Below are 16,026 nucleotides of genomic sequence, written 5' to 3'. Positions count from 1 at the left end.
CAGCCGATCCACGACCAGGCGTTCACCGGCCACCGTCCTGTTGCTGCTGCCACTGGCGGGCCAGCCGGTCGGCTTCATCTCCGAGTTCGTCGCCGAGAATTTGGTCCAGACGGGTCGGCGGGTGGATTTGCCGCCCGTCCTGGTCGCGGCGGGCCAGGCGCCGGTCACGGACGTGCACGACGGCCACCGCGATCAGGATCAGCGTCACCAGAGCGGCGGCCAGCATCCACGTTCCGGACGTGGCCACGTGCACGATCTCCAGCAAGGTGGCGAGGTTGGCGACGGTCACCGGGTCTCGCCCCCGTCCGGGACAGGCTGGACCGGGTCAGCAAGGCCGAACGACAATCCGCCAATACCGGCCGCGTAGTCGGACAGCCAGCCGATCGCCGACTCCGCTCCGTCCTTGTCGGCGGCGTACAGGGCGTACTCGATGGCCAGGGCGTTCTGGTCGAGGGAGGTCACAGGAACTTCACCTCTTCCTGCCGCTCCTCCTCGCGCGCCTTCATGGGCGGATTGCGGACGAGCAAGTAGTCGATGATGTCCGGCGCCTGCCGGTCGGCCGCGTCCTGGTCGGCGGCGACGATGAGGACTTCGTCCTGGTCGCCACGCCCCCAGCCGACAACGCCGAGCCCATCAGTGGTGAGCGTGGCGGCATAGGCGGCCAGGTGTCGGGCGATGCTCGTGCGCACCGCCTGGCCCGGCATGGTCCGCCAGAAGGTGTTCGGCTCGCAGGTCACCAGCAGGTGGGAGCCGGACGCGATAGGCAGGTGCCGCCGCCATCCAAAGTCCACCTGATCGTCGGCCTCGGGGTGGCCAGCGTCGCCGAGCACCCGCATGACCCGCTTGGCCAACTCGATGTGCGTCGGGTTCTGCCTCGGGATGATCCCGAGTTCCTCCAGTGCGGTTACAGCGGCTCGTGCTGCCATGTCTGTCTCGCTCGGGGAGAGTCTGAACACGTAGGCGTCGCCGTCGCGGAAGTGCGCCGGGCCAGCGTCTTCGGCGGGCGGGACGAAGCGGATGTGGGTCAGTGCGCGGATGTGCATGGCGAACGCCCAGTGCGCCTGCTCGCGGGTGACCTCGCTCACGACTGCCGCTCCTGCTCTGCCTGAGCGGCCTCAGCGGCGGTGACGAACCGGGCGTTGTCCGGGAACCGCTCCCGGTACTTGGCCGGGATCCGGCCCTGATGCATGAGATTCGTCGTGGTCGCCCTGCGGCCGTCGAAGAACTCGATGTGGAAGCGGTGCCCGCCGAACCCACGGAAGCGCAGGCTGCCCGTCTCCTCGCAGAGGTAGTAGTGCTCGCCATCTACGACGACCCGCTTGGTGGGGTCGTCTTCGTCTCGGTCGCCGCCGGGACCCCAGAACCGGTCGAGAAACTCTTCGCTGATCACTGGGCACCACCCGCCTCAGCCTCAGCCTCAGCGAGGTCCCACAGGGCTCCCTTGAGCCGGGCCAGGTGGTACGGGTAGTCCTCCCGGGCGGAGGCGGCGAGAGCCGTGGAGAACGCCTTGACGATCTCCTCGACGTCGTCCCGGTAGGTCTCCCGGTCCAGCACGATCGGGGTCACCTCTCCCTCGACGACGACCGCCCGGAAGCGCACCTCGGGCAGCTTGTCGCCGTCCTCGCTGTAGGCGGTGATGCCGATGTGGACGACGTTGCCGTCAGCGCCGATCGACGGGTGCCAGTAGTTGCCGTCGTGGTAGTCGTTGTCGCCGGACGTCAGCATCTCGGCGACGCTCTCCGGGGTCGGAGGAGTAGCGGCGACAGGAGTCTCGGGGGTTTCGGTGCTCATCGGGTGGTCTCCCGGTTTTGTCGGTGATGATCGGTAGATTGATCGGCATGTCCCGCTATCGGCTCCAGCCCACCCCTGCTCAAGAGCGGGTGCTGCTGGAGCATTGCGGGCATGCGCGGTTCGTCTGGAATCTCGCGGTTGAGCAGCACTCTCACTGGAGGCCAGGGCGAGGGAGTGTTCCTCGATATCTGGAGCAATGCCGCCAATTGACTGAGGCGCGGGCAGAATTCGAATGGTTGCGGGCGGGCAGCCAGATGGTTCAGCAGCAGGCACTGAGGGATTTCGCTCAGGCGATGTCCGACTTCTTCAACGGCACGCACCGAAGGCCGACGTGGCGTAAACGCGGACGTCGGGAGAGTTTCCGAGTCGTCGCCGTGAAGCCAGCCGATGTGCGTCGCATCTCCAGACACGTGGGAGAACTGAAGGTCCCGAAGGTCGGCTGGGTGCGGTTCCGCTGGTCCCGCGCCGTCCCCGAGGGTGTGAAGTCGTATCGCGTCAATCAGGACCAGGCGGGACGCTGGCATGTCGCCTTCGCCGCGATCCCCGAACCGATCCCCGCGCCCGGTAGGGGGGAGGTCGTGGGTGTGGACCGGGGCGTCGCCGTGTCGGCAGCTTTGTCGACGGGCGCGCTGTTCTGCGCGCCTACGCTCCGAGACACGGAGAAGACGCGCCTCCTGCGCCTGCTCCGAAAACTGGCCAGAGCGAAGCGCGGGTCGAACCGGCGCGGCAAGGTCAAGGTTGCCATCGCGAAGCTGAAGGCCCGCGAGACTGACCGGCGTAAGGACTGGGTGGAGAAGACCTCTACCGACCTGGCCCGCAGGTTCGACGTGATCGCCGTCGAGGATCTCAAGACCGGCAACATGACGCGGTCGGCGAAGGGAACTCTCGCTAAGCCGGGGAGGAACGTCCGCCAGAAGGCCGGGCTCAACCGGGGCATCCTCGCCGCCGGTTGGGGTCAGCTCGTGGAACGGTTGGAGCACAAGGCGCCCGGCCGAGTCGTCAAGGTCAACCCCGCGTACACGAGCCAGCGGTGCTCGGCGTGCGGGATCGTGGAGGCGAAGTCGCGCGAGAGCCAAGCCGACTTCCGCTGCCGATCCTGCGGATACGCCTGCAACGCCGACGTGAACGCGGCCAAAAACATCAAACACGCGGCGGGGCACGCCGTGTCTGCGCGGGGAGGCTTGCCGTTGGGCGAGCCTGCGAACCGTGAACCTCAACCTGTCCTCCTCTCGGCGTGATGGGTTGGAATTCCCCGCCTTCAGGGCCGGGGAGGATGTCAAGCTGCGTCCTTCGGGGAGTCGTAGTCGTAGGGGCGGCGGCCAGCCGCGACAGGCTCGGCCACAGCGGGGATGGTGAGGGTCTGCTGGTTGTCGCCGTTCATCACCGGCGAACCCCACTGGGCGGGGACGAGCGGGTTGTCCGGGCCCCAGATCATCAACCAGGACTCGATGAGGATCGCCGCCACGCCCTCCGCGTCCTGCGGGCAGGCGTCCAGATCGGCGACCGTCTGCTTCCAGCCGGCGCGGGCGGCGGCCTGGCGGAGCTGCTGGCGCGGGGTGAGCGGGGAGTCTTCGACGATGGCGTGGTCGTAGCGGGCGTCACAGAAGGCGCAGCACAGGTGCCCGTACGTGGCCAGCAGCGGCCGGGGCATCGTCTTCTCTTCGGTGGTGGTGGTCACAGTTCCTCCTAGAGAGGCTCGATACGGGGACGCTGGGGAAGGAGATCGCCTCGCTCGGCGTGGCGACGGCGCAGCTCGGCGGCGACGGCGTAAGAACCGATGTGGTCCCACGCGTCCGACCACAGGCCGGGATCACGCGGAAGGCTGTCCTCCCACTCGCGGCCCTTGTCCCAGTCGCGGAGTCGGGGGCGGCTGTAGAAGCGGTCCCACCAGGCGCGCCACTGCTGGCGGCGCCTCCACACGCGGGCACGGAAGTCCCGAGGGAGCAGACGCCACGCCTTGTGGAACGGCGTCTGCTTCGGTTGGAGGGGCTTCCCAGTGGTGGAGCTGTGACGTCCCATGCGATCTCCTTGCTGAGTGGTTCAGGAGGTGCGCCGCTTCGTGCTCGCCCCCGGTGGTCGAGCACGAAGCGGAAGATCAGAAGGGCTAGAACGGGGCTTCGGAGTCGATCGGCTCCCACGGATGCAGCGAGAGCATCCGGCGCCACAACTGCTTGGCGTCGTCGCCGTACCGGTCGGCCGCCTTATACGTGGGGAACTCGAAGGCGCCGGCCTTGGGCGGCACATCCCTGGCGCCTGTGACCGTCCATCGCTCGCGGGTCGGCAGCGCCTCGAACTCGGCGATCCGCTCGCGGGCCTCGCGCAGTTCGGCGATCAGGTCAGGCACCTGCATGTACACCACCTGGCCCCACGACGGCAGCGCTCCCGGCTCTCGCGCCAGGTCGTACAGCTTCTGGAGGTCGTCCAGGTCCAGCGGCTGCTGGCCGCTTTCGTTCGCTTCGGGCTCGCGGTCGTTGGCCTCGTACAGGTCGTTGATGTCGGTCATGAGGGGTCTCCTAGGAGGCGAAGTAGGTGAGGGCGTCCACGACAGGCCGGCAGAGGATGGCCAGTGCCGCCGCCATGTAGATGGCCTCAAGCAGGCGCCAGAACGTGACCAGCAGCGGAGCGTGGGGCGGGAGGGTGCGGCGGTGCTTGGCCATCAGGCACCCCCATCAAGGTCAGAGGGAGAGACGTACAGGGCCGCGTCACGGCGGAAGAGGTCCATCACCTGCAGATCCAGGTCGGTCTGACACCTTCCGCACCGATCGAGCCGAGTCGGGTCCTCGCACGGAGGCTCCTCGGACCGGCACCTGTGCGAGGCCGGCAGGGTTTCCCGGCACCAAGCGCAGAACTTCATGTCGAGGACCGCGGCGATCAGCTCCGGCTCGATCTCGCGCGGTGTCCCACACGTCGTACAGACGGTCTCCTCGCCGTCGTACCGGTGAGGGCCCGTGACGCCGCACGCCGTGCACTCGAGGTCGAAGCCCAGGGAGTTGAACATCATGACCCCTCCCCCAGGTGCTCGGAGTGCCACCTGGCCAGCGCCTCACGGCGTGCTTCGGCGATCTCAGCGTCCGACCGCTTGTCCCAGGAATGGACCAGCAGCTCGAGGTCGTAGCCCCAGGCGGGCTCTTCCGTGAGCTCCGAGTTGTGGCGGCGGCACGTCGGGACCGCGTTGTCCGGGTCCGTGATCGAGCCCTGGCGGGCTCGGGTCCGAGGCTCGTGCAGGTCCTCCGCCCACCTGTCGCACCACGGGACGACGCACGGGGGCGTGCCGTCCGGGAACATCTCGTTCTTCATGGCCCGGCGTTCGCGGTTCTCCCGCGCCCGTTTCGACGACACCTGGCGCAGCTCGGTCTTCCGCTCGATGTTGCTGGCCGATCTCAGGGGCATCTTCCGCTCGAGCGGCTTGCCCTGCTTGAGGGACGTCCGGCGGCGTGGCATCGGCGAGCGCTTCACAGTTGACCACCTGCCAACTGCATCTCCGCACGGACGGTGGACTGGATCGTCCGGCCTACGTCGATGCGGGCGTGAAGCGCCTTGATGTGCTCCTTCTGCAGGCGAACCGCAGCAGCGGCCTTGCCGTGCACCCGCCACAGCTCATCCGTCTGCACGGTGGCGATCTGCTTGCGGTCCTCGACCGACCCGGCCGCCTCACGGAAGGCGTTCGCGAACGCCACCTTGAAGTCACCCTCAGCCTCAACCCCCGTGAGCTCAAGCTCTCCCAGCGTCTTCACGGCCTCGTCAAGGTCACGGGAGAGGTGCCCGAGCTGCTTGACGATGGTGAGCATCTCGCTCATCACCCACCACCGTTCGGAGCCGGCGGCGTCGTGGCGAACGGGTCGAACAGCTCAGAGGAGTCGAGTCGTTCGGCCTTCTTCGGATCGGAGTAGGCCTCCCGTTCCAGCTTGTTGTGCGCCTTCAACTCCGGCCCGGTCATTAGGCCTGCGGTGGCCTTCTCCTCGTCCGACAGCTTCGACCTCGAGACCGACCTGTCCTTGTTGCGCGGCAGCCCATCGGGAACGTTCTTGCCACGCTCGATCAGCAGATCGACCAGCCGCATCTCGTTGCCGGCGGCGTCGGTGACGAGCTGGGCGAGCAGGCCGGCCCGGTTCGCCTCCCGGTAGGTGCGCTCGAGGTCCTGCTTGGTGGCGTTGCCGTTGAGTGCCTCGGTCCGGTAGTCCTCCACCGTCTTGGCCGCGGACCGCTCGTAGGAGATGCCGTCCGGGTCGGGCTCATCCGTGGGCAGGCACAGCGCCTGGATCAGCGCCGTACGGAACGCCACGGACATGGCCTTGCTCATGGCCTTGTCACCGGAGTCCATCGCCTCACCGGGCACCCGGCAGTCGATGTACGTGCCGTCCGGACCGAAGAAGCGGTAGGTGACCGTCACCTGGGCGTGCCCCATCTGGGTGCGGTTCCGGCCCACCTCGACGGTGTCGTAGGAGGAGTCCTCCACGATCGGAACCACGATCACCCCGACCTCGCGCAGCTTCGGGCCGACCGCGTTGACCACGGCATCGACCCCCCGGAAGCTGTAGTTGCCGTGGCTGTTCTGGTCCCGCTTGGCGACGCTGCGGACCTTCTTCATCACCAGAGCCAGCGCCTGGTAGATGTTCATGTCGGTCACGTGTCCTTCCCCCTCTGGTACTCGTCTTCGATGAAGTCGGGAAGGTCAGGACCGCCACGCCACTCCGTCCGGTCCGCGTGCTCGGCTACCTCGTCGGCATCACGGCCGGGGCACTCCGGGGCAGACAGGTAAGCGGTGACGGACTCCTCAGACACGGACCAGTAGCCGTGCATGAACTGCGCCTGAAGCGGGCCGTCGTCGTCGCCGAGCGCGATCACCTCGTCCAACGAGCACTTCCGGCCGGTCGCCTCAGAGATGCGGCGGGCAGCCTCGGAGAGCGTCAACCAGTGGCCCGTCATGACACGCCGCCTGCGATGGCAGGAAGGACCGCCGAGCGGTACCAAGCCGACGCCTCCGAGCCAGCAGAACAGAGGTCAGCCAGCCGGTCATAGCCGGAGTACACAGTGGCGAGAGTGTCGGCGTACCAGAGCCAGCGGACGCCCCGCTCGTCCAGCCACGCGCCCAGTTCGGCCACAAGGCAGGCGTGCAGGTCGCCGCAGTATCGGCCCTGTTCGTCCTTGTAGCCATACGCGGTGTCGAACGACACCTCCAGCCAGCAGGCAGGGTTCTCGTGCTCGTCGTTGTCGCAGGTGGAGTCGCAATACCACTCACACCCGTTGTCGACCGCTCGGAAGGGCTCGCCGGGACGGTAGTAGACGTCCAGCAGCGCACACAGCCCCTGACCGATCTCGTTACCGATGTTCCACGCCTTACCGTGATCGGCGACGGCGGCGCCCTGGCGCCACGCAGTGAGCTGCTTGTTGCTGAAGCGGGTCGCCTCAGTGGCGCCGATGAGCTGGTTGCACTTGAGGAACACGTCCTTGTAGGCGATCTCGTCAAGGACGTATACGTCAGTCGTGAGGGTCACGTCGCCGCTCCCGCCTTCTCAGCGAGACGGGCAGCTTCTCCCGCTACGTGCGCGGCCTTGGTGAACGCGTCCAGCACCTCGTCCGGCGACATCGCGTCCAGCCGGTCCCCCGCATCCGTGATGAGGTCGTCCAGCGGCATCCCCGCCACGCACCGGCCGGGCAGCACCTGCTCGGCCAGCAGGTAGGCGGCGTCCACGAGACGGTGGTCGCCCGGCTCCCAGTGGATCTCGTGCCACTCCCGCAGCCCCATCCACACGTCCGGTTCGAAGCCGCCGGCGATGGCAAGAGCGCCGAACGCGTCCACCTCGCCGGACACAATCGTGAAGTTGCCGGCGCACATGCCGCGCCGCTGCAGGACGCCCTGAGCGGCGTTGAGGATCGTCTCGGCGTTCACTGGTCACGCTCCGGACGCTGCTCGGCGACCTTGGTCTCAGCGACGTACAGGGCCGGGTAGTGCTTCTTCACCCACTCGTAGTGGTCGACCTGCCGGGCAACGTCACCGGGCTTCGGCGGCAGCACGTACGTCACGACGCCACCTGCTCATCTACCTGAATGACCGGCCCGTACGAAGTCCGGGCTCTGTACTCGGCCATCGACCGGTCGTAGACATGAACAGCCCGTGCCACGTAGTCACCAACGAGCGGAATGTTGATCGCGATCGCATGGTTCGGGTCGTCGGTTACTCGGTGGTTGACGGCCTCCTCGGACAGTGCTCGGGAGGCATGCTCGACGATCCGGCGGCCTTCCTCGTCGGAGCCGAGAATGCTCCACGAGATCTCCATGCCCTGGATTAGCGGCAGTTCCGGCACGTCCTCGAACAGGTTGGCCAGGGTGCGGAGGCTGGCGATGAGCGCCGTACGCTGGTCGGTCTCCGGCGTCGCCCTGGTCTTCCCGGATGATGTAATGGTCATTACGTCCTGCTCTCTTTGGTTCGATCAGTCGGTCTGGAGCGGGATCAGCGGGTCCGCCGGGGGTCGCATTCGGCGGGCCCGCAGCCGTTCATGGGGCGAGCTGCTCCGCAGCGGTCTCGTTGGCGTCGTCCAGCTCGCGGAAGATGGAGGCGACCAGCCAGCCAGCGGTCACAAGGACGCGGTACTCGGCGGCGGTCATCGCGCACACCTCCCGCACGCGGTCGCGGTACGCAGGTTGACGTGACCCCTCTGGCAGATCCACGTGGACGGAGTGCCGGGTGGAAGCCAAGGCAGCGAGGGCTTCTTCTTCGCCATCACGAAGCACCGCCATCCAGAAGCGTCAGCTCGCTGGGACGCTCATACTCGTCGGCGTAGTAGAGGGTCCATGCCTTGTCGAAGACGGGCAGGTCACGCTTGGTCCACGCGAGCGTCTCCCGGATGGCGCCAGTCGGCGTCTCCTCAGGCCTCTTGCCAGGCTTGCGGCCATGCTCCATCTCGTAGACCTTGGCCACGCGCCGGCCGAACCAGGACTGCACGGACTTGATCTGGTCCTTGGTGAGCCCCTTGCCCTTCAGGTAGTCCGGAACGTACAGCGGCACATCGGCGGGGTCGATCTCCGGCTGCTCGCCGAGCCCGCGGGCGATGACGACCTTGGCCTTGGAGCCGAGCCAGTCGGCATCGACGAGTCCCGTGGCGGCCTTCAGCATCTTGATCTGCTCGCGGCTGATGACGGCACGTTCCACCGCTTCGCTGCGCTGCTCCGGGGAGGCGATCTCCTCGACGTCGAGGAGGTAGGTGCGGACGGCCTTCGCGATGGGCGAGTCGGCGAGCAACTGGCCGACGTTGAGGATCGTGCGCCGGGTGAAGACGGTGATCGATCGAGCGTTAGAGTTTGCGATCTTCGTGTTGACGGTCGCGAACTCCCGGTACTCATCGCCCTTGAGCACGCGGAGACCGTTGTCGGTCAGCTCCTCGCGGTTGCGGCGGATGACGCTGTCGATCGTTGAGGTGCTCACCTCGTAGTACCTGGCCACGGTGGGGATGTCAGCGTGGATGCCGTCCGGCAGCAGGCTTACGGCCTTGACCTTGTCGAGTACCTCGACGCGGTCGGCGTATTGGGCTCTGAGAGAGGGCGATTCGGTGAGAGCGAGCTCGTTCATGCCACCCGCCCTCGTTTGCCGGCCGCGCTGTTCTGGCGTCGCTTCTGGGCGCTCTTGGCTGCGAGTTCCTGCATGTGAGCCTTACGGAGGTGCTCAGCCCGTCGCACGCGCTCCGCCTCAGGCAGTTCGTTGTTGGGATCCACCTGCCGCTCGAAGCGGGCCAGGAATGCATCCCTGCCCGGCTTGGTGCGAGCGGACGGGTCAGCGGTGTTCGCCCAGGAGATGTGTGCGCCACGGCGGCTGTTGAGGGAGTGCTCGGTGGGGGTCATGAGACGGCCCCCTCGACCTCGAACACGTCCTCAAAGCGGATGTCAGCGAAGGTGTGCAGGACGGCGGCGACGAACTCATGGCCTGGCTTTGTCTCGCCCTTTTCGATGCGGGCGATGGTGGTCCGGCTGAAGCCGAGGCGCTCCGCTCGGGCGTTGGGAGTGGCCAGCTTTTTGGCTATCATCCGCCGGTCCCACTCTGCCTGTCTGAGGCGGATGACCGGCCTGCTCGTCGAGTGCATGCACGCACTCTCCCATGGATGAGTGCGCGCTCGCAACACTTACCGGCAGGTAATTTCTCCACGCCACACGGGCTGTGCATGCATGCACGGGAATCTTGGACCGAACCAATAGCTGCACCAGCGGTAACCCCAGCAAAGGTCGCGTGTTAAGGTGCGTGCGTGCACACAACCACCGAGTGGGACCGCGACCTCCTGCGCAAGACGCTGCAGGAAATCATGGATCGCGGAGGCCTCAACCAAGCTGAGGTCGGGCGCCTAGCGGGCCGTGACCGCACAATGGCGAACCGATGGCTGGCGGGTCAGCACCGCCCCGCCTATGCATCCGCCATCAGCTTCGCCAACGCTCTCGCCGAGCAATACCCGCACCTGACATCCCTGAGTGAACAGTTCCTGCGCGCCGCCGGCTACCAAGCCCCCGAGTCTCAGCACGAGGCCACCCGAAGCGAGCGCCGCCCGCCCGACCCTGAGCAGGCGTTGAGGATGCTCCGCGGCATCGCCAAGGAAGAGAGCAAGACGATCGGGGACGTGCTCGTGGAACGAGGTCTCGCCACCCCCGAGGAGCTCACCCTTAGTGAAGAGAAGGAGAACGACCGGCTCGTCAGCGACATCCTGCAGTCGAACCTTCCAGATCGAACCAAAGACATTCTGCTTCTGGACTACGTCGAACGACGCCGGCGTGCTTACAAGGCCCAAGGCCTGACGCCTCAACGAGACGAGGCGGGCCGCGAAGCCTGAACGACTTCGCGGCCCGCCTGACATCACCCTCACCGAACGACGGGGAACGGCCCTGAGTCAGTGTGCGGATTCCGCGCCTCCGCCTCCAGGGCCGCGTCGATGTGCGCTAACACCTCTCCGCGCTGCATGTTCGCCAGGAGGCGTTCGACAGTGAAGACGTCGCTACGCAACTGCTCCCCATGTCCGCGAGTAACTTCCTCCATGCGGACGGCATGGCTAGACGCGGCCTCCTCGAAGCGGCGCGCGTTGTCGTCGATGGCCTTGCAGACGCGCCGGACGGCGTCCTCGATCGCAGTCTTTTCCGCCGCCCGCCTCGCGCGTTCTATCTCGCGCCTTGCGGCGTCTCGCTTCTTGGCCCTCGCATCGACACCGTAAGCGAACGCCCCTCCACTGATCACGGCTGCGGCAAGGACCACTGCCATGTACCAGTGGATCTCGAGTTCCATCACGGCGGCCAGGACAGTTCCCCCACACGAAGCTGCGACCGCGGTACCGATGATCCAGCGTGTCCTACTGTCTTTCACTTCCACCCCTTCGTGGCCGAATGCTGCAGGAGCGGCGGCCAACTGCGGCATTTCTGTTTCCCCAGGTTTGCGGCAGCACGGTGACTGTAGGCCAGGAATGCGACGTATGGAACGAGATGCCCTCGCGTTTTCGCCTGACCGATAGCGTTACTGACTGGTCATGATTCCTGACTGTGAGAACACATCGCGTTCACCTGCGCGTTTGAGCGAGACCCGATGAGACGTACGCGAACAGACGGATCAGCAAGGTAAGCAGGTCATAGCCCCTCAGATAGTATCCGCGATCAAAGCAGCACGCATGTTCTAATTCTTGTGCACGCCGGTGCATGAACGTGCACGCGCGTCCATGAACGTCGCTGACCGGCCATGCCCTACCATGATCGTCTACGGTGCTTCCGTGATCACGTTCAAGCCCAACGCCTACGTGTGGGTGCAGGTCAGAGACGAGCTGAAGACACGAATCCTCGGCGGCACCTACAGACCTGGCCAGGTCCTCCCCTCCGAGACCACGCTGGTGCAAGAATTCGGAGTGGCCCGCAACACGATCCGGAAAGCGATCAGGGCGTTGCGAGAAGAAGGCTTGATCACCACCGTGCCGCACCTCGGATCGTTTGTATCCGAGACGCCGGCATCCGGCTCCGATGAGGCGAGGGGCTAGGGAGGGGCGAGGTGGCGCCCAACGGGACAGGGGACCCCGATAGCGTCTCTGTCGGGGTCCCCGCCCCTTGACGGGCCGCACCGACCCGATTACTGCCACCTGGGGAAATGGGCTCGGGCCGGTGCGGCGCCGACGCCTCTGCGTGACCAGAGGGCAGCATGTGATATCGGATCGTAGCTGAGCCATCGCTTCATGTCACTGGTTGATGCGAACTTGCTTCGCAATTGCCAGCCCTGCTCAGATTTGGTCACTGAGAGCGGTGCGACGCCCCGCCTCCCGAGCCCGTTCACTGGCGGTCGAAGCCGCGTACCGGTCGAGCATCTGACGAGACCGCCACCCCGCCAGCCGCATCAGCTCCTCCTCCGAGATCTGCTGCTTCTTGAAGTGGGCCCACGTGTGCCGCAGCAGATGCGGATACAGCTCCTCGATCCCGACCGCCTCGGCTCTCCTCTTCAACATCTCGTAGATGCCCCACCGGGTGAGAGCCCCACGGTTCTTCTCCGCCAGCCACAACGCAGGGTTGTCCTTCAGCTTCTGCTTGCCCCGGATACGCAGGTACTTGTCGAGCACCACCGCGGTCTTGCGGCCATAGCTGACCACCCGATCACGACGCCCCTTGCCGTGCACCTTGACCTCACGCATGTCCAGGTCCAGGTCCTCGACCTTGATGCCGGCCATCTCGGCGCGGCGGATCCCGGTATCCATGAACAGCAGAATCATGGCCAGGTCGCGCAGGTCGACGAACGTCTTCCCAGAGCAGTTCTTCAGCAGCGCCCCGAGCTGCTCCTTACGCAGGACCGGGACGTCCTTCTCCGGTACCGCCGGCGGCCGGAGCTTCGCCATCGGGTTCGGCTCGTCCGTCCACTCCGACCACCACTTGAAGAACTGCTGGATCGATCGGTACAGGTTGTTGGCGTACCCGTCCGATCGGGTCTCCAGGATCGTGATGATCCAGTCCTGGATGTTGGCAGGTTCGACGTCCTCCCACGTCTCGACGTCTGGGCGGTGATCGCTGAGCCATCGGGCGAACTTGCGAATGGCGCCCGTGTAGATCGTTACCGTGTTGTCGCTCTTGTTCTCAGCCCTGAGGTACCGGGCGAAGGGGCCGATCTCGGCTTCTAACGCTGACGACATACCGCGCACGATAACCCCGCGCTGCCGAATAGGCGAGAGGCTTCTGAGCGCTGTAGTCGCTTCGGATACACGAAAACGACTCCCCAAGGGGAGTCGTTTTCGCAGGTTATCCGGTGTTGTGTGGGCGGTACTGGGTTCGAACCAGTGACCCCTCGCTTGTAAGGCGAGTGCTCTACCGCTGAGCTAACCGCCCCTGATCGGCACTACACCTTACGACACCAAGGGCCCCGATCGCACATCCACCACCCACCCGGGCCCCAGCTCCGGTCGCCCCGCCGCGCGCCAGCCCAGCAGGGACGCGCCGAGCATGCCGGCGTCCACCCCGAGGGCCGCCGGGACCAGCGGGGGCGCCTCGCGGAAGGCCAGGCGCTTGATCAGGCGGGTACGGACCGGGTCGAACAGGGCCGGGCCGGCTTCCGCCAGGCCGCCGCCCAGGACGATGACCGAGGGGTCCAGCAGCAGCGTGTACGTGGCCAGCGCCAGCGACAGCGCCTCCACGGCCTCGTCCCAGACCTCGATGGCGATCGGGTCGTCCGAGGAGACCACCTGCTCCGCCTTGACCCCCTCCACCCCGGCCCGCTGGCTGTAGCGGCGGCCGACCGAGGCCGCCGACGCGTACGTCTCCAGGCACCCGAACTGGCCGCATGCGCACTGCTCGCCGTCGGGGAAGACCGGGGTGTGGCCGATCTCGCCGGCCCAGCCGGAGGAGCCGCCGTACGGCTCGCCACGGATGATCGAGGCGCCGGCGATGCCCGTGCCGATGGGCAGGAAGAGGAAGTCCGTCAGGCCGCGGCCCGCGCCGAGGATGCTCTCGGCCAGGCCGCCCGTGCGGACGTCGTGCCCGAGCATCACCGGGATGTCCAGGGCGGTGAAGCTGGACGCGGGGACGTCGCGCCAGCCGAGGTTCGCCGCGTACACGGCCGCACTGTCCGTCACCAGGCCCGGCACGGCGAGGCCGACGCCCGCCGGGTTGCCGTCGCCGGAGGCGGCCAGGTGGCTGATGAAGTCGGAGATGGCCGTCACGACCGCCTCCGGGCCCTCGGCTCGGGGGGTCGGGCGCCGCTCGCTCAGCAGCACCGCGCCGGACTCGCTGACCAGGCCGCCCTTCATGGACGTGCCACCGACGTCGAGCGCGACGACGAACGAACTCATTGCGGACACGGAAGGAGACGATAGCGCAGCTCAGTAAATGTCTGGAAAGGGTGTGAGGGCAGAACGCTCACAGGCCCCGTGGTCCTTCCTGAGGCATGTCAGGGCACGGCGGACGCCCGTGGGGCCCCAGCACGGCCTCACAGGGCTCTTCAGGCCCGTCCCAGCACCCGGTTGAGCGCCGCCTCGACCTCGGCCGACAGCCCGGGCGGTGGCGCCACGGGAGCCGGGGGATCGAGCGCCTCGGACGAGCGGGCCAGCCACACGGCCCCGCAGGATCGGCACTCCACCTCGCCCAGCCGGCAGATCAGCGCCGTGGACGCGCAGGTGGAGCAGGAGTCGAGCTCGAGGTCGTGCAGCCGTTGACAGTCCGGGCAGATCAGCACCTGGGACTCGTTGCGCACTCCGCGCTGCCACGGGCTGGCACCGCGCACCGGGTCCGTCTGCCGGGCCCCGCAGCGGTAGCAGGGCATCCTTCCCTCCGAAAGTCACGAAGTCCGCGAAGTCATGAAATATCGGCGAGCGCCTTGACATAGTCGGCGACGTCGCGTGCGGAGGAGATCGGATTGACCACCGACCACCGGATCACGCCCTCGCCGTCGATGATGAAGGTCCCCCGCCGAGCGAGCCCCCTCGCATCATCGAACACACCGTACGCCTGCGCGACCTGTCCGTGTGGCCAGAAATCGGAGAGCAGGGAGAACGTGTAACCCTCGCGATCCGCCCACGCACGATGCGTGAAGACGGAGTCGACGGAGACGGTCAGCAGCCGCGCGCCCTCGATCGGTTGATCGCGCAGGGCGGACAGCTCGCTGGAACAGATCCCGCTGAACGCCAGCGGGTAGAAGACCAGCACGACCTTTTCGCCCCGGAGCCGAGCCAAGCTCACCGGGGTGCCGTGCTGGTCCTGCAGCTCGAAATCCGGAGCCAGGGCGCCGACCTCGGCAGGATGCGCGTTCACAGCCATCATCCTGCCGTACGGCAGGCACTCAGGCTCCCTACCTCTTGCCCTTCGGCGGGACGAGCCTGGTCCCGGACCAGTCGGGTGCGGCGGAGATGCTGCTCGTCTGCGAGAGACCCGCGGTGGCGGCATCCTCCCCGATGTCGCTCGGCTCCACGTGGCCCTCGCGCCCCGCTTTGGGAGTCAGCAGCCAGATCTGGCCGCCATCGGCGAGTGATCGCATGGCGTTGGTGAGAGCGTCGAAGAGGTCCCCGTCGCCGTCGCGCCACCACAGCAGCACGACGTCCACGACGTCGTAACTGTCCTCGTCCAGCAGCTCGTTGCCGGTCAGGTCTTCGATGGACCCGCGAAGTTCGTCGTCGACGTCCTCGTCCCAACCGATCTCCTGCACCACCTGACCCGACTTGAGGCCGAGTCGTTCGGCCAGGCCGCGCTCGCCCTGCGCCTGACCCGCGGTCGCGCTCACGTTTATCCCTCCTGCTTGAGTGGCCCCGCTTATGCGGTTTATCGCTTCGGCACAGTCCACACGCTGTGACCCTCAGTCGTCAACGGTCGCCACGGGTACGGCCGTAGTCGGTCAGAATCAATCAGACAAAAACGACAGGCGAACCTGGCGTTGCGGGTTGTCGACGTTCAGATCGATCAGCGCGACGGACTGCCACGTGCCCAGCGCCATTCGCCCGCCCAGCACGGGGATCGTGGCGTACGGCGGGATCAGCGCGGGCATCACGTGCGACCTGCCGTGCCCCTTGGACCCGTGGGCATGACGCCAGCGGTCATCGGCCGGCAGCAGGTCACGCAGAGCCGCCAGCAGGTCGTCGTCGCTGCCCGACCCCAGCTCGAGCAGCGCGATGCCCGCCGTCGCATGCGGCACGAAGACATGCAGCAGCCCGTCGTCACCCTGGGCACGTACGAAATCGGCGCATTCGGCCGTGATGTCGTGCACCGTCTCTCGTGAACCCGTGGCCACAGAGATGATTTCAGATCTCACACGGAAAT

General features: G+C 66.7%; 31 protein-coding genes and 1 tRNA gene. 3 read left to right on the top strand and 29 right to left on the bottom strand.

The annotated features are described in order from the left end of the window. Window positions 1-22: 22 nt before the first annotated feature. Genes AB0I79_RS06345 through AB0I79_RS06325 form a run of 5 tightly spaced genes read right to left on the bottom strand, consistent with a single transcriptional unit; the run spans window position 23 to window position 1,791 of the window. Window positions 23-289, bottom strand: coding sequence for a hypothetical protein (locus AB0I79_RS06345; RefSeq protein WP_357867759.1), 267 nt, complete (start codon window positions 287-289; stop codon window positions 23-25). Next, window positions 286-462 carry a hypothetical protein gene (locus tag AB0I79_RS06340; protein ID WP_357867757.1) on the bottom strand — a complete coding sequence of 59 codons (177 nt, stop codon included), beginning with the start codon at window positions 460-462 and terminating at the stop codon, window positions 286-288. The genes AB0I79_RS06345 and AB0I79_RS06340 overlap by 4 nt, the downstream gene beginning before the upstream one ends. Beyond that, window positions 459-1,085, bottom strand: coding sequence for a hypothetical protein (locus AB0I79_RS06335; RefSeq protein WP_357867755.1), 627 nt, complete (start codon window positions 1,083-1,085; stop codon window positions 459-461). The genes AB0I79_RS06340 and AB0I79_RS06335 overlap by 4 nt, the downstream gene beginning before the upstream one ends. After that, entirely contained in the window at window positions 1,082-1,390 is a 309-nt protein-coding gene (locus AB0I79_RS06330; protein WP_357867752.1) for a hypothetical protein, read from the bottom strand. Before AB0I79_RS06330 ends, AB0I79_RS06335 begins: the two co-directional genes overlap by 4 nt. Beyond that, complete coding sequence (locus tag AB0I79_RS06325; protein ID WP_357867749.1) at window positions 1,387-1,791, bottom strand: hypothetical protein; 405 nt, start codon at window positions 1,789-1,791, stop codon at window positions 1,387-1,389. Before AB0I79_RS06325 ends, AB0I79_RS06330 begins: the two co-directional genes overlap by 4 nt. A 47-nt stretch (window positions 1,792-1,838) precedes the next feature. On the opposite strand from AB0I79_RS06325, the gene AB0I79_RS06320 reads away from it, so the two are divergent. Then, complete coding sequence (locus AB0I79_RS06320; protein WP_357867746.1) at window positions 1,839-3,029, top strand: transposase; 1,191 nt, start codon at window positions 1,839-1,841, stop codon at window positions 3,027-3,029. A gap of 38 nt (window positions 3,030-3,067) precedes the next feature. Here the strand turns inward: AB0I79_RS06320 and AB0I79_RS06315 are convergent, their stop codons facing one another. From AB0I79_RS06315 to AB0I79_RS06240, 16 genes are all read right to left on the bottom strand, one after another. Next, on the bottom strand, window positions 3,068-3,469 hold the full coding sequence (locus AB0I79_RS06315) for a hypothetical protein (protein WP_357867744.1): 402 nt from the start codon (window positions 3,467-3,469) through the stop codon (window positions 3,068-3,070). 8 nt (window positions 3,470-3,477) lie between these two features. After that, window positions 3,478-3,810, bottom strand: a complete 333-nt coding sequence (locus AB0I79_RS06310; RefSeq protein WP_357867742.1) for a hypothetical protein — start codon at window positions 3,808-3,810, stop codon at window positions 3,478-3,480. An 85-nt stretch (window positions 3,811-3,895) separates the two neighbouring features. Further along, window positions 3,896-4,294, bottom strand: a complete 399-nt coding sequence (locus tag AB0I79_RS06305; protein WP_357867739.1) for a hypothetical protein — start codon at window positions 4,292-4,294, stop codon at window positions 3,896-3,898. 10 nt (window positions 4,295-4,304) lie between these two features. Next, entirely contained in the window at window positions 4,305-4,448 is a 144-nt protein-coding gene (locus AB0I79_RS06300) for a hypothetical protein (RefSeq protein WP_357867736.1), read from the bottom strand. Continuing rightward, window positions 4,448-4,792, bottom strand: a complete 345-nt coding sequence (locus AB0I79_RS06295) for a hypothetical protein (RefSeq protein ID WP_357867733.1) — start codon at window positions 4,790-4,792, stop codon at window positions 4,448-4,450. The genes AB0I79_RS06300 and AB0I79_RS06295 overlap by 1 nt, the downstream gene beginning before the upstream one ends. After that, a complete protein-coding gene (locus tag AB0I79_RS06290; protein WP_357867730.1) occupies window positions 4,789-5,247 on the bottom strand; it encodes a hypothetical protein in 459 nt (152 codons plus the stop codon). Before AB0I79_RS06290 ends, AB0I79_RS06295 begins: the two co-directional genes overlap by 4 nt. Further along, complete coding sequence (locus AB0I79_RS06285) at window positions 5,244-5,588, bottom strand: hypothetical protein (RefSeq protein WP_357867728.1); 345 nt, start codon at window positions 5,586-5,588, stop codon at window positions 5,244-5,246. Before AB0I79_RS06285 ends, AB0I79_RS06290 begins: the two co-directional genes overlap by 4 nt. After that, window positions 5,588-6,409, bottom strand: coding sequence for an ERF family protein (locus AB0I79_RS06280; RefSeq protein WP_357869627.1), 822 nt, complete (start codon window positions 6,407-6,409; stop codon window positions 5,588-5,590). Before AB0I79_RS06280 ends, AB0I79_RS06285 begins: the two co-directional genes overlap by 1 nt. Before the next feature lie 5 nt (window positions 6,410-6,414). Next, window positions 6,415-6,717: a hypothetical protein gene (locus AB0I79_RS06275; RefSeq protein ID WP_357867725.1), complete on the bottom strand. Its 303-nt coding sequence runs from the start codon at window positions 6,715-6,717 to the stop codon at window positions 6,415-6,417. After that, entirely contained in the window at window positions 6,714-7,286 is a 573-nt protein-coding gene (locus AB0I79_RS06270) for a hypothetical protein (RefSeq protein WP_357867722.1), read from the bottom strand. Before AB0I79_RS06270 ends, AB0I79_RS06275 begins: the two co-directional genes overlap by 4 nt. Then, window positions 7,283-7,681 carry a hypothetical protein gene (locus tag AB0I79_RS06265; RefSeq protein WP_357867719.1) on the bottom strand — a complete coding sequence of 133 codons (399 nt, stop codon included), beginning with the start codon at window positions 7,679-7,681 and terminating at the stop codon, window positions 7,283-7,285. The genes AB0I79_RS06270 and AB0I79_RS06265 overlap by 4 nt, the downstream gene beginning before the upstream one ends. Beyond that, complete coding sequence (locus AB0I79_RS06260) at window positions 7,678-7,815, bottom strand: hypothetical protein (protein ID WP_357867716.1); 138 nt, start codon at window positions 7,813-7,815, stop codon at window positions 7,678-7,680. The genes AB0I79_RS06265 and AB0I79_RS06260 overlap by 4 nt, the downstream gene beginning before the upstream one ends. Further along, on the bottom strand, window positions 7,812-8,198 hold the full coding sequence (locus AB0I79_RS06255) for a hypothetical protein (RefSeq protein ID WP_357867713.1): 387 nt from the start codon (window positions 8,196-8,198) through the stop codon (window positions 7,812-7,814). The genes AB0I79_RS06260 and AB0I79_RS06255 overlap by 4 nt, the downstream gene beginning before the upstream one ends. A 314-nt stretch (window positions 8,199-8,512) precedes the next feature. Then, a complete protein-coding gene (locus tag AB0I79_RS06250; protein WP_357867710.1) occupies window positions 8,513-9,358 on the bottom strand; it encodes a hypothetical protein in 846 nt (281 codons plus the stop codon). Continuing rightward, on the bottom strand, window positions 9,355-9,627 hold the full coding sequence (locus tag AB0I79_RS06245; RefSeq protein ID WP_357867707.1) for a hypothetical protein: 273 nt from the start codon (window positions 9,625-9,627) through the stop codon (window positions 9,355-9,357). Before AB0I79_RS06245 ends, AB0I79_RS06250 begins: the two co-directional genes overlap by 4 nt. Next, window positions 9,624-9,866 carry a helix-turn-helix domain-containing protein gene (locus AB0I79_RS06240; protein WP_357867704.1) on the bottom strand — a complete coding sequence of 81 codons (243 nt, stop codon included), beginning with the start codon at window positions 9,864-9,866 and terminating at the stop codon, window positions 9,624-9,626. The genes AB0I79_RS06245 and AB0I79_RS06240 overlap by 4 nt, the downstream gene beginning before the upstream one ends. Before the next feature lie 159 nt (window positions 9,867-10,025). On the opposite strand from AB0I79_RS06240, the gene AB0I79_RS06235 reads away from it, so the two are divergent. Beyond that, complete coding sequence (locus AB0I79_RS06235; protein ID WP_357867701.1) at window positions 10,026-10,601, top strand: hypothetical protein; 576 nt, start codon at window positions 10,026-10,028, stop codon at window positions 10,599-10,601. A gap of 29 nt (window positions 10,602-10,630) precedes the next feature. Here AB0I79_RS06235 and AB0I79_RS06230 read toward each other — a convergent pair whose 3' ends face one another. After that, the gene (locus tag AB0I79_RS06230; RefSeq protein WP_357867698.1) at window positions 10,631-11,050 is read right to left on the bottom strand and encodes a hypothetical protein; all 420 of its coding nucleotides are present in this window, start codon (window positions 11,048-11,050) and stop codon (window positions 10,631-10,633) included. A gap of 472 nt (window positions 11,051-11,522) precedes the next feature. On the opposite strand from AB0I79_RS06230, the gene AB0I79_RS06225 reads away from it, so the two are divergent. After that, window positions 11,523-11,783 (top strand): winged helix-turn-helix domain-containing protein, encoded by a 261-nt coding sequence (locus tag AB0I79_RS06225; protein ID WP_357867695.1) that lies wholly within the window; start codon window positions 11,523-11,525, stop codon window positions 11,781-11,783. A 237-nt stretch (window positions 11,784-12,020) separates the two neighbouring features. On the opposite strand, the gene AB0I79_RS06220 is transcribed toward AB0I79_RS06225, so the two are convergent. The 7 genes from AB0I79_RS06220 to AB0I79_RS06190 all read right to left on the bottom strand — a co-directional run bounded on the left by AB0I79_RS06220 (window position 12,021) and on the right by AB0I79_RS06190 (window position 16,018). Further along, complete coding sequence (locus AB0I79_RS06220) at window positions 12,021-12,917, bottom strand: tyrosine-type recombinase/integrase (protein ID WP_357867692.1); 897 nt, start codon at window positions 12,915-12,917, stop codon at window positions 12,021-12,023. Window positions 12,918-13,038: 121 nt separating this feature from the next. Next, window positions 13,039-13,110, bottom strand: a tRNA-Val gene (locus tag AB0I79_RS06215). A gap of 17 nt (window positions 13,111-13,127) precedes the next feature. Beyond that, the gene (locus AB0I79_RS06210; RefSeq protein WP_357869624.1) at window positions 13,128-14,069 is read right to left on the bottom strand and encodes an ROK family protein; all 942 of its coding nucleotides are present in this window, start codon (window positions 14,067-14,069) and stop codon (window positions 13,128-13,130) included. A gap of 149 nt (window positions 14,070-14,218) precedes the next feature. Beyond that, entirely contained in the window at window positions 14,219-14,539 is a 321-nt protein-coding gene (locus AB0I79_RS06205; RefSeq protein WP_357867689.1) for a hypothetical protein, read from the bottom strand. Window positions 14,540-14,571: 32 nt separating this feature from the next. Continuing rightward, a complete protein-coding gene (locus tag AB0I79_RS06200) occupies window positions 14,572-15,033 on the bottom strand; it encodes a peroxiredoxin (RefSeq protein WP_357869621.1) in 462 nt (153 codons plus the stop codon). A gap of 31 nt (window positions 15,034-15,064) precedes the next feature. After that, window positions 15,065-15,493, bottom strand: a complete 429-nt coding sequence (locus AB0I79_RS06195; protein ID WP_185102419.1) for a DUF3052 domain-containing protein — start codon at window positions 15,491-15,493, stop codon at window positions 15,065-15,067. A gap of 117 nt (window positions 15,494-15,610) precedes the next feature. Next, window positions 15,611-16,018, bottom strand: coding sequence for a secondary thiamine-phosphate synthase enzyme YjbQ (locus tag AB0I79_RS06190; RefSeq protein WP_357867686.1), 408 nt, complete (start codon window positions 16,016-16,018; stop codon window positions 15,611-15,613). Window positions 16,019-16,026: the final 8 nt, after the last annotated feature.

The organism is Nonomuraea sp. NPDC050202 (assembly GCF_040656115.1).
Taxonomy (GTDB): domain Bacteria; phylum Actinomycetota; class Actinomycetes; order Streptosporangiales; family Streptosporangiaceae; genus Nonomuraea.
This window is presented reverse-complemented; position numbering and strand designations above follow the sequence as displayed.

What these genes read in the sequence shown, in the direction of transcription:
- AB0I79_RS06325 (WP_357867749.1), bottom strand. Translation starts at nt 1,791, where the DNA reads ATGAGCACCGAAACCCCCGAGACTCCTGTCGCCGCTACTCCTCCGACC.
- AB0I79_RS06320 (WP_357867746.1), top strand. Translation starts at nt 1,839, where the DNA reads ATGTCCCGCTATCGGCTCCAGCCCACCCCTGCTCAAGAGCGGGTGCTG.
- AB0I79_RS06310 (WP_357867742.1), bottom strand. Translation starts at nt 3,810, where the DNA reads ATGGGACGTCACAGCTCCACCACTGGGAAGCCCCTCCAACCGAAGCAG.
- AB0I79_RS06305 (WP_357867739.1), bottom strand. Translation starts at nt 4,294, where the DNA reads ATGACCGACATCAACGACCTGTACGAGGCCAACGACCGCGAGCCCGAA.
- AB0I79_RS06300 (WP_357867736.1), bottom strand. Translation starts at nt 4,448, where the DNA reads ATGGCCAAGCACCGCCGCACCCTCCCGCCCCACGCTCCGCTGCTGGTC.
- AB0I79_RS06295 (WP_357867733.1), bottom strand. Translation starts at nt 4,792, where the DNA reads ATGATGTTCAACTCCCTGGGCTTCGACCTCGAGTGCACGGCGTGCGGC.
- AB0I79_RS06285 (WP_357867728.1), bottom strand. Translation starts at nt 5,588, where the DNA reads ATGAGCGAGATGCTCACCATCGTCAAGCAGCTCGGGCACCTCTCCCGT.
- AB0I79_RS06280 (WP_357869627.1), bottom strand. Translation starts at nt 6,409, where the DNA reads ATGAACATCTACCAGGCGCTGGCTCTGGTGATGAAGAAGGTCCGCAGC.
- AB0I79_RS06275 (WP_357867725.1), bottom strand. Translation starts at nt 6,717, where the DNA reads ATGACGGGCCACTGGTTGACGCTCTCCGAGGCTGCCCGCCGCATCTCT.
- AB0I79_RS06255 (WP_357867713.1), bottom strand. Translation starts at nt 8,198, where the DNA reads ATGACCATTACATCATCCGGGAAGACCAGGGCGACGCCGGAGACCGAC.
- AB0I79_RS06250 (WP_357867710.1), bottom strand. Translation starts at nt 9,358, where the DNA reads ATGAACGAGCTCGCTCTCACCGAATCGCCCTCTCTCAGAGCCCAATAC.
- AB0I79_RS06245 (WP_357867707.1), bottom strand. Translation starts at nt 9,627, where the DNA reads ATGACCCCCACCGAGCACTCCCTCAACAGCCGCCGTGGCGCACACATC.
- AB0I79_RS06240 (WP_357867704.1), bottom strand. Translation starts at nt 9,866, where the DNA reads ATGCACTCGACGAGCAGGCCGGTCATCCGCCTCAGACAGGCAGAGTGG.
- AB0I79_RS06220 (WP_357867692.1), bottom strand. Translation starts at nt 12,917, where the DNA reads ATGTCGTCAGCGTTAGAAGCCGAGATCGGCCCCTTCGCCCGGTACCTC.
- AB0I79_RS06210 (WP_357869624.1), bottom strand. Translation starts at nt 14,069, where the DNA reads ATGAGTTCGTTCGTCGTCGCGCTCGACGTCGGTGGCACGTCCATGAAG.
- AB0I79_RS06205 (WP_357867689.1), bottom strand. Translation starts at nt 14,539, where the DNA reads ATGCCCTGCTACCGCTGCGGGGCCCGGCAGACGGACCCGGTGCGCGGT.
- AB0I79_RS06200 (WP_357869621.1), bottom strand. Translation starts at nt 15,033, where the DNA reads ATGGCTGTGAACGCGCATCCTGCCGAGGTCGGCGCCCTGGCTCCGGAT.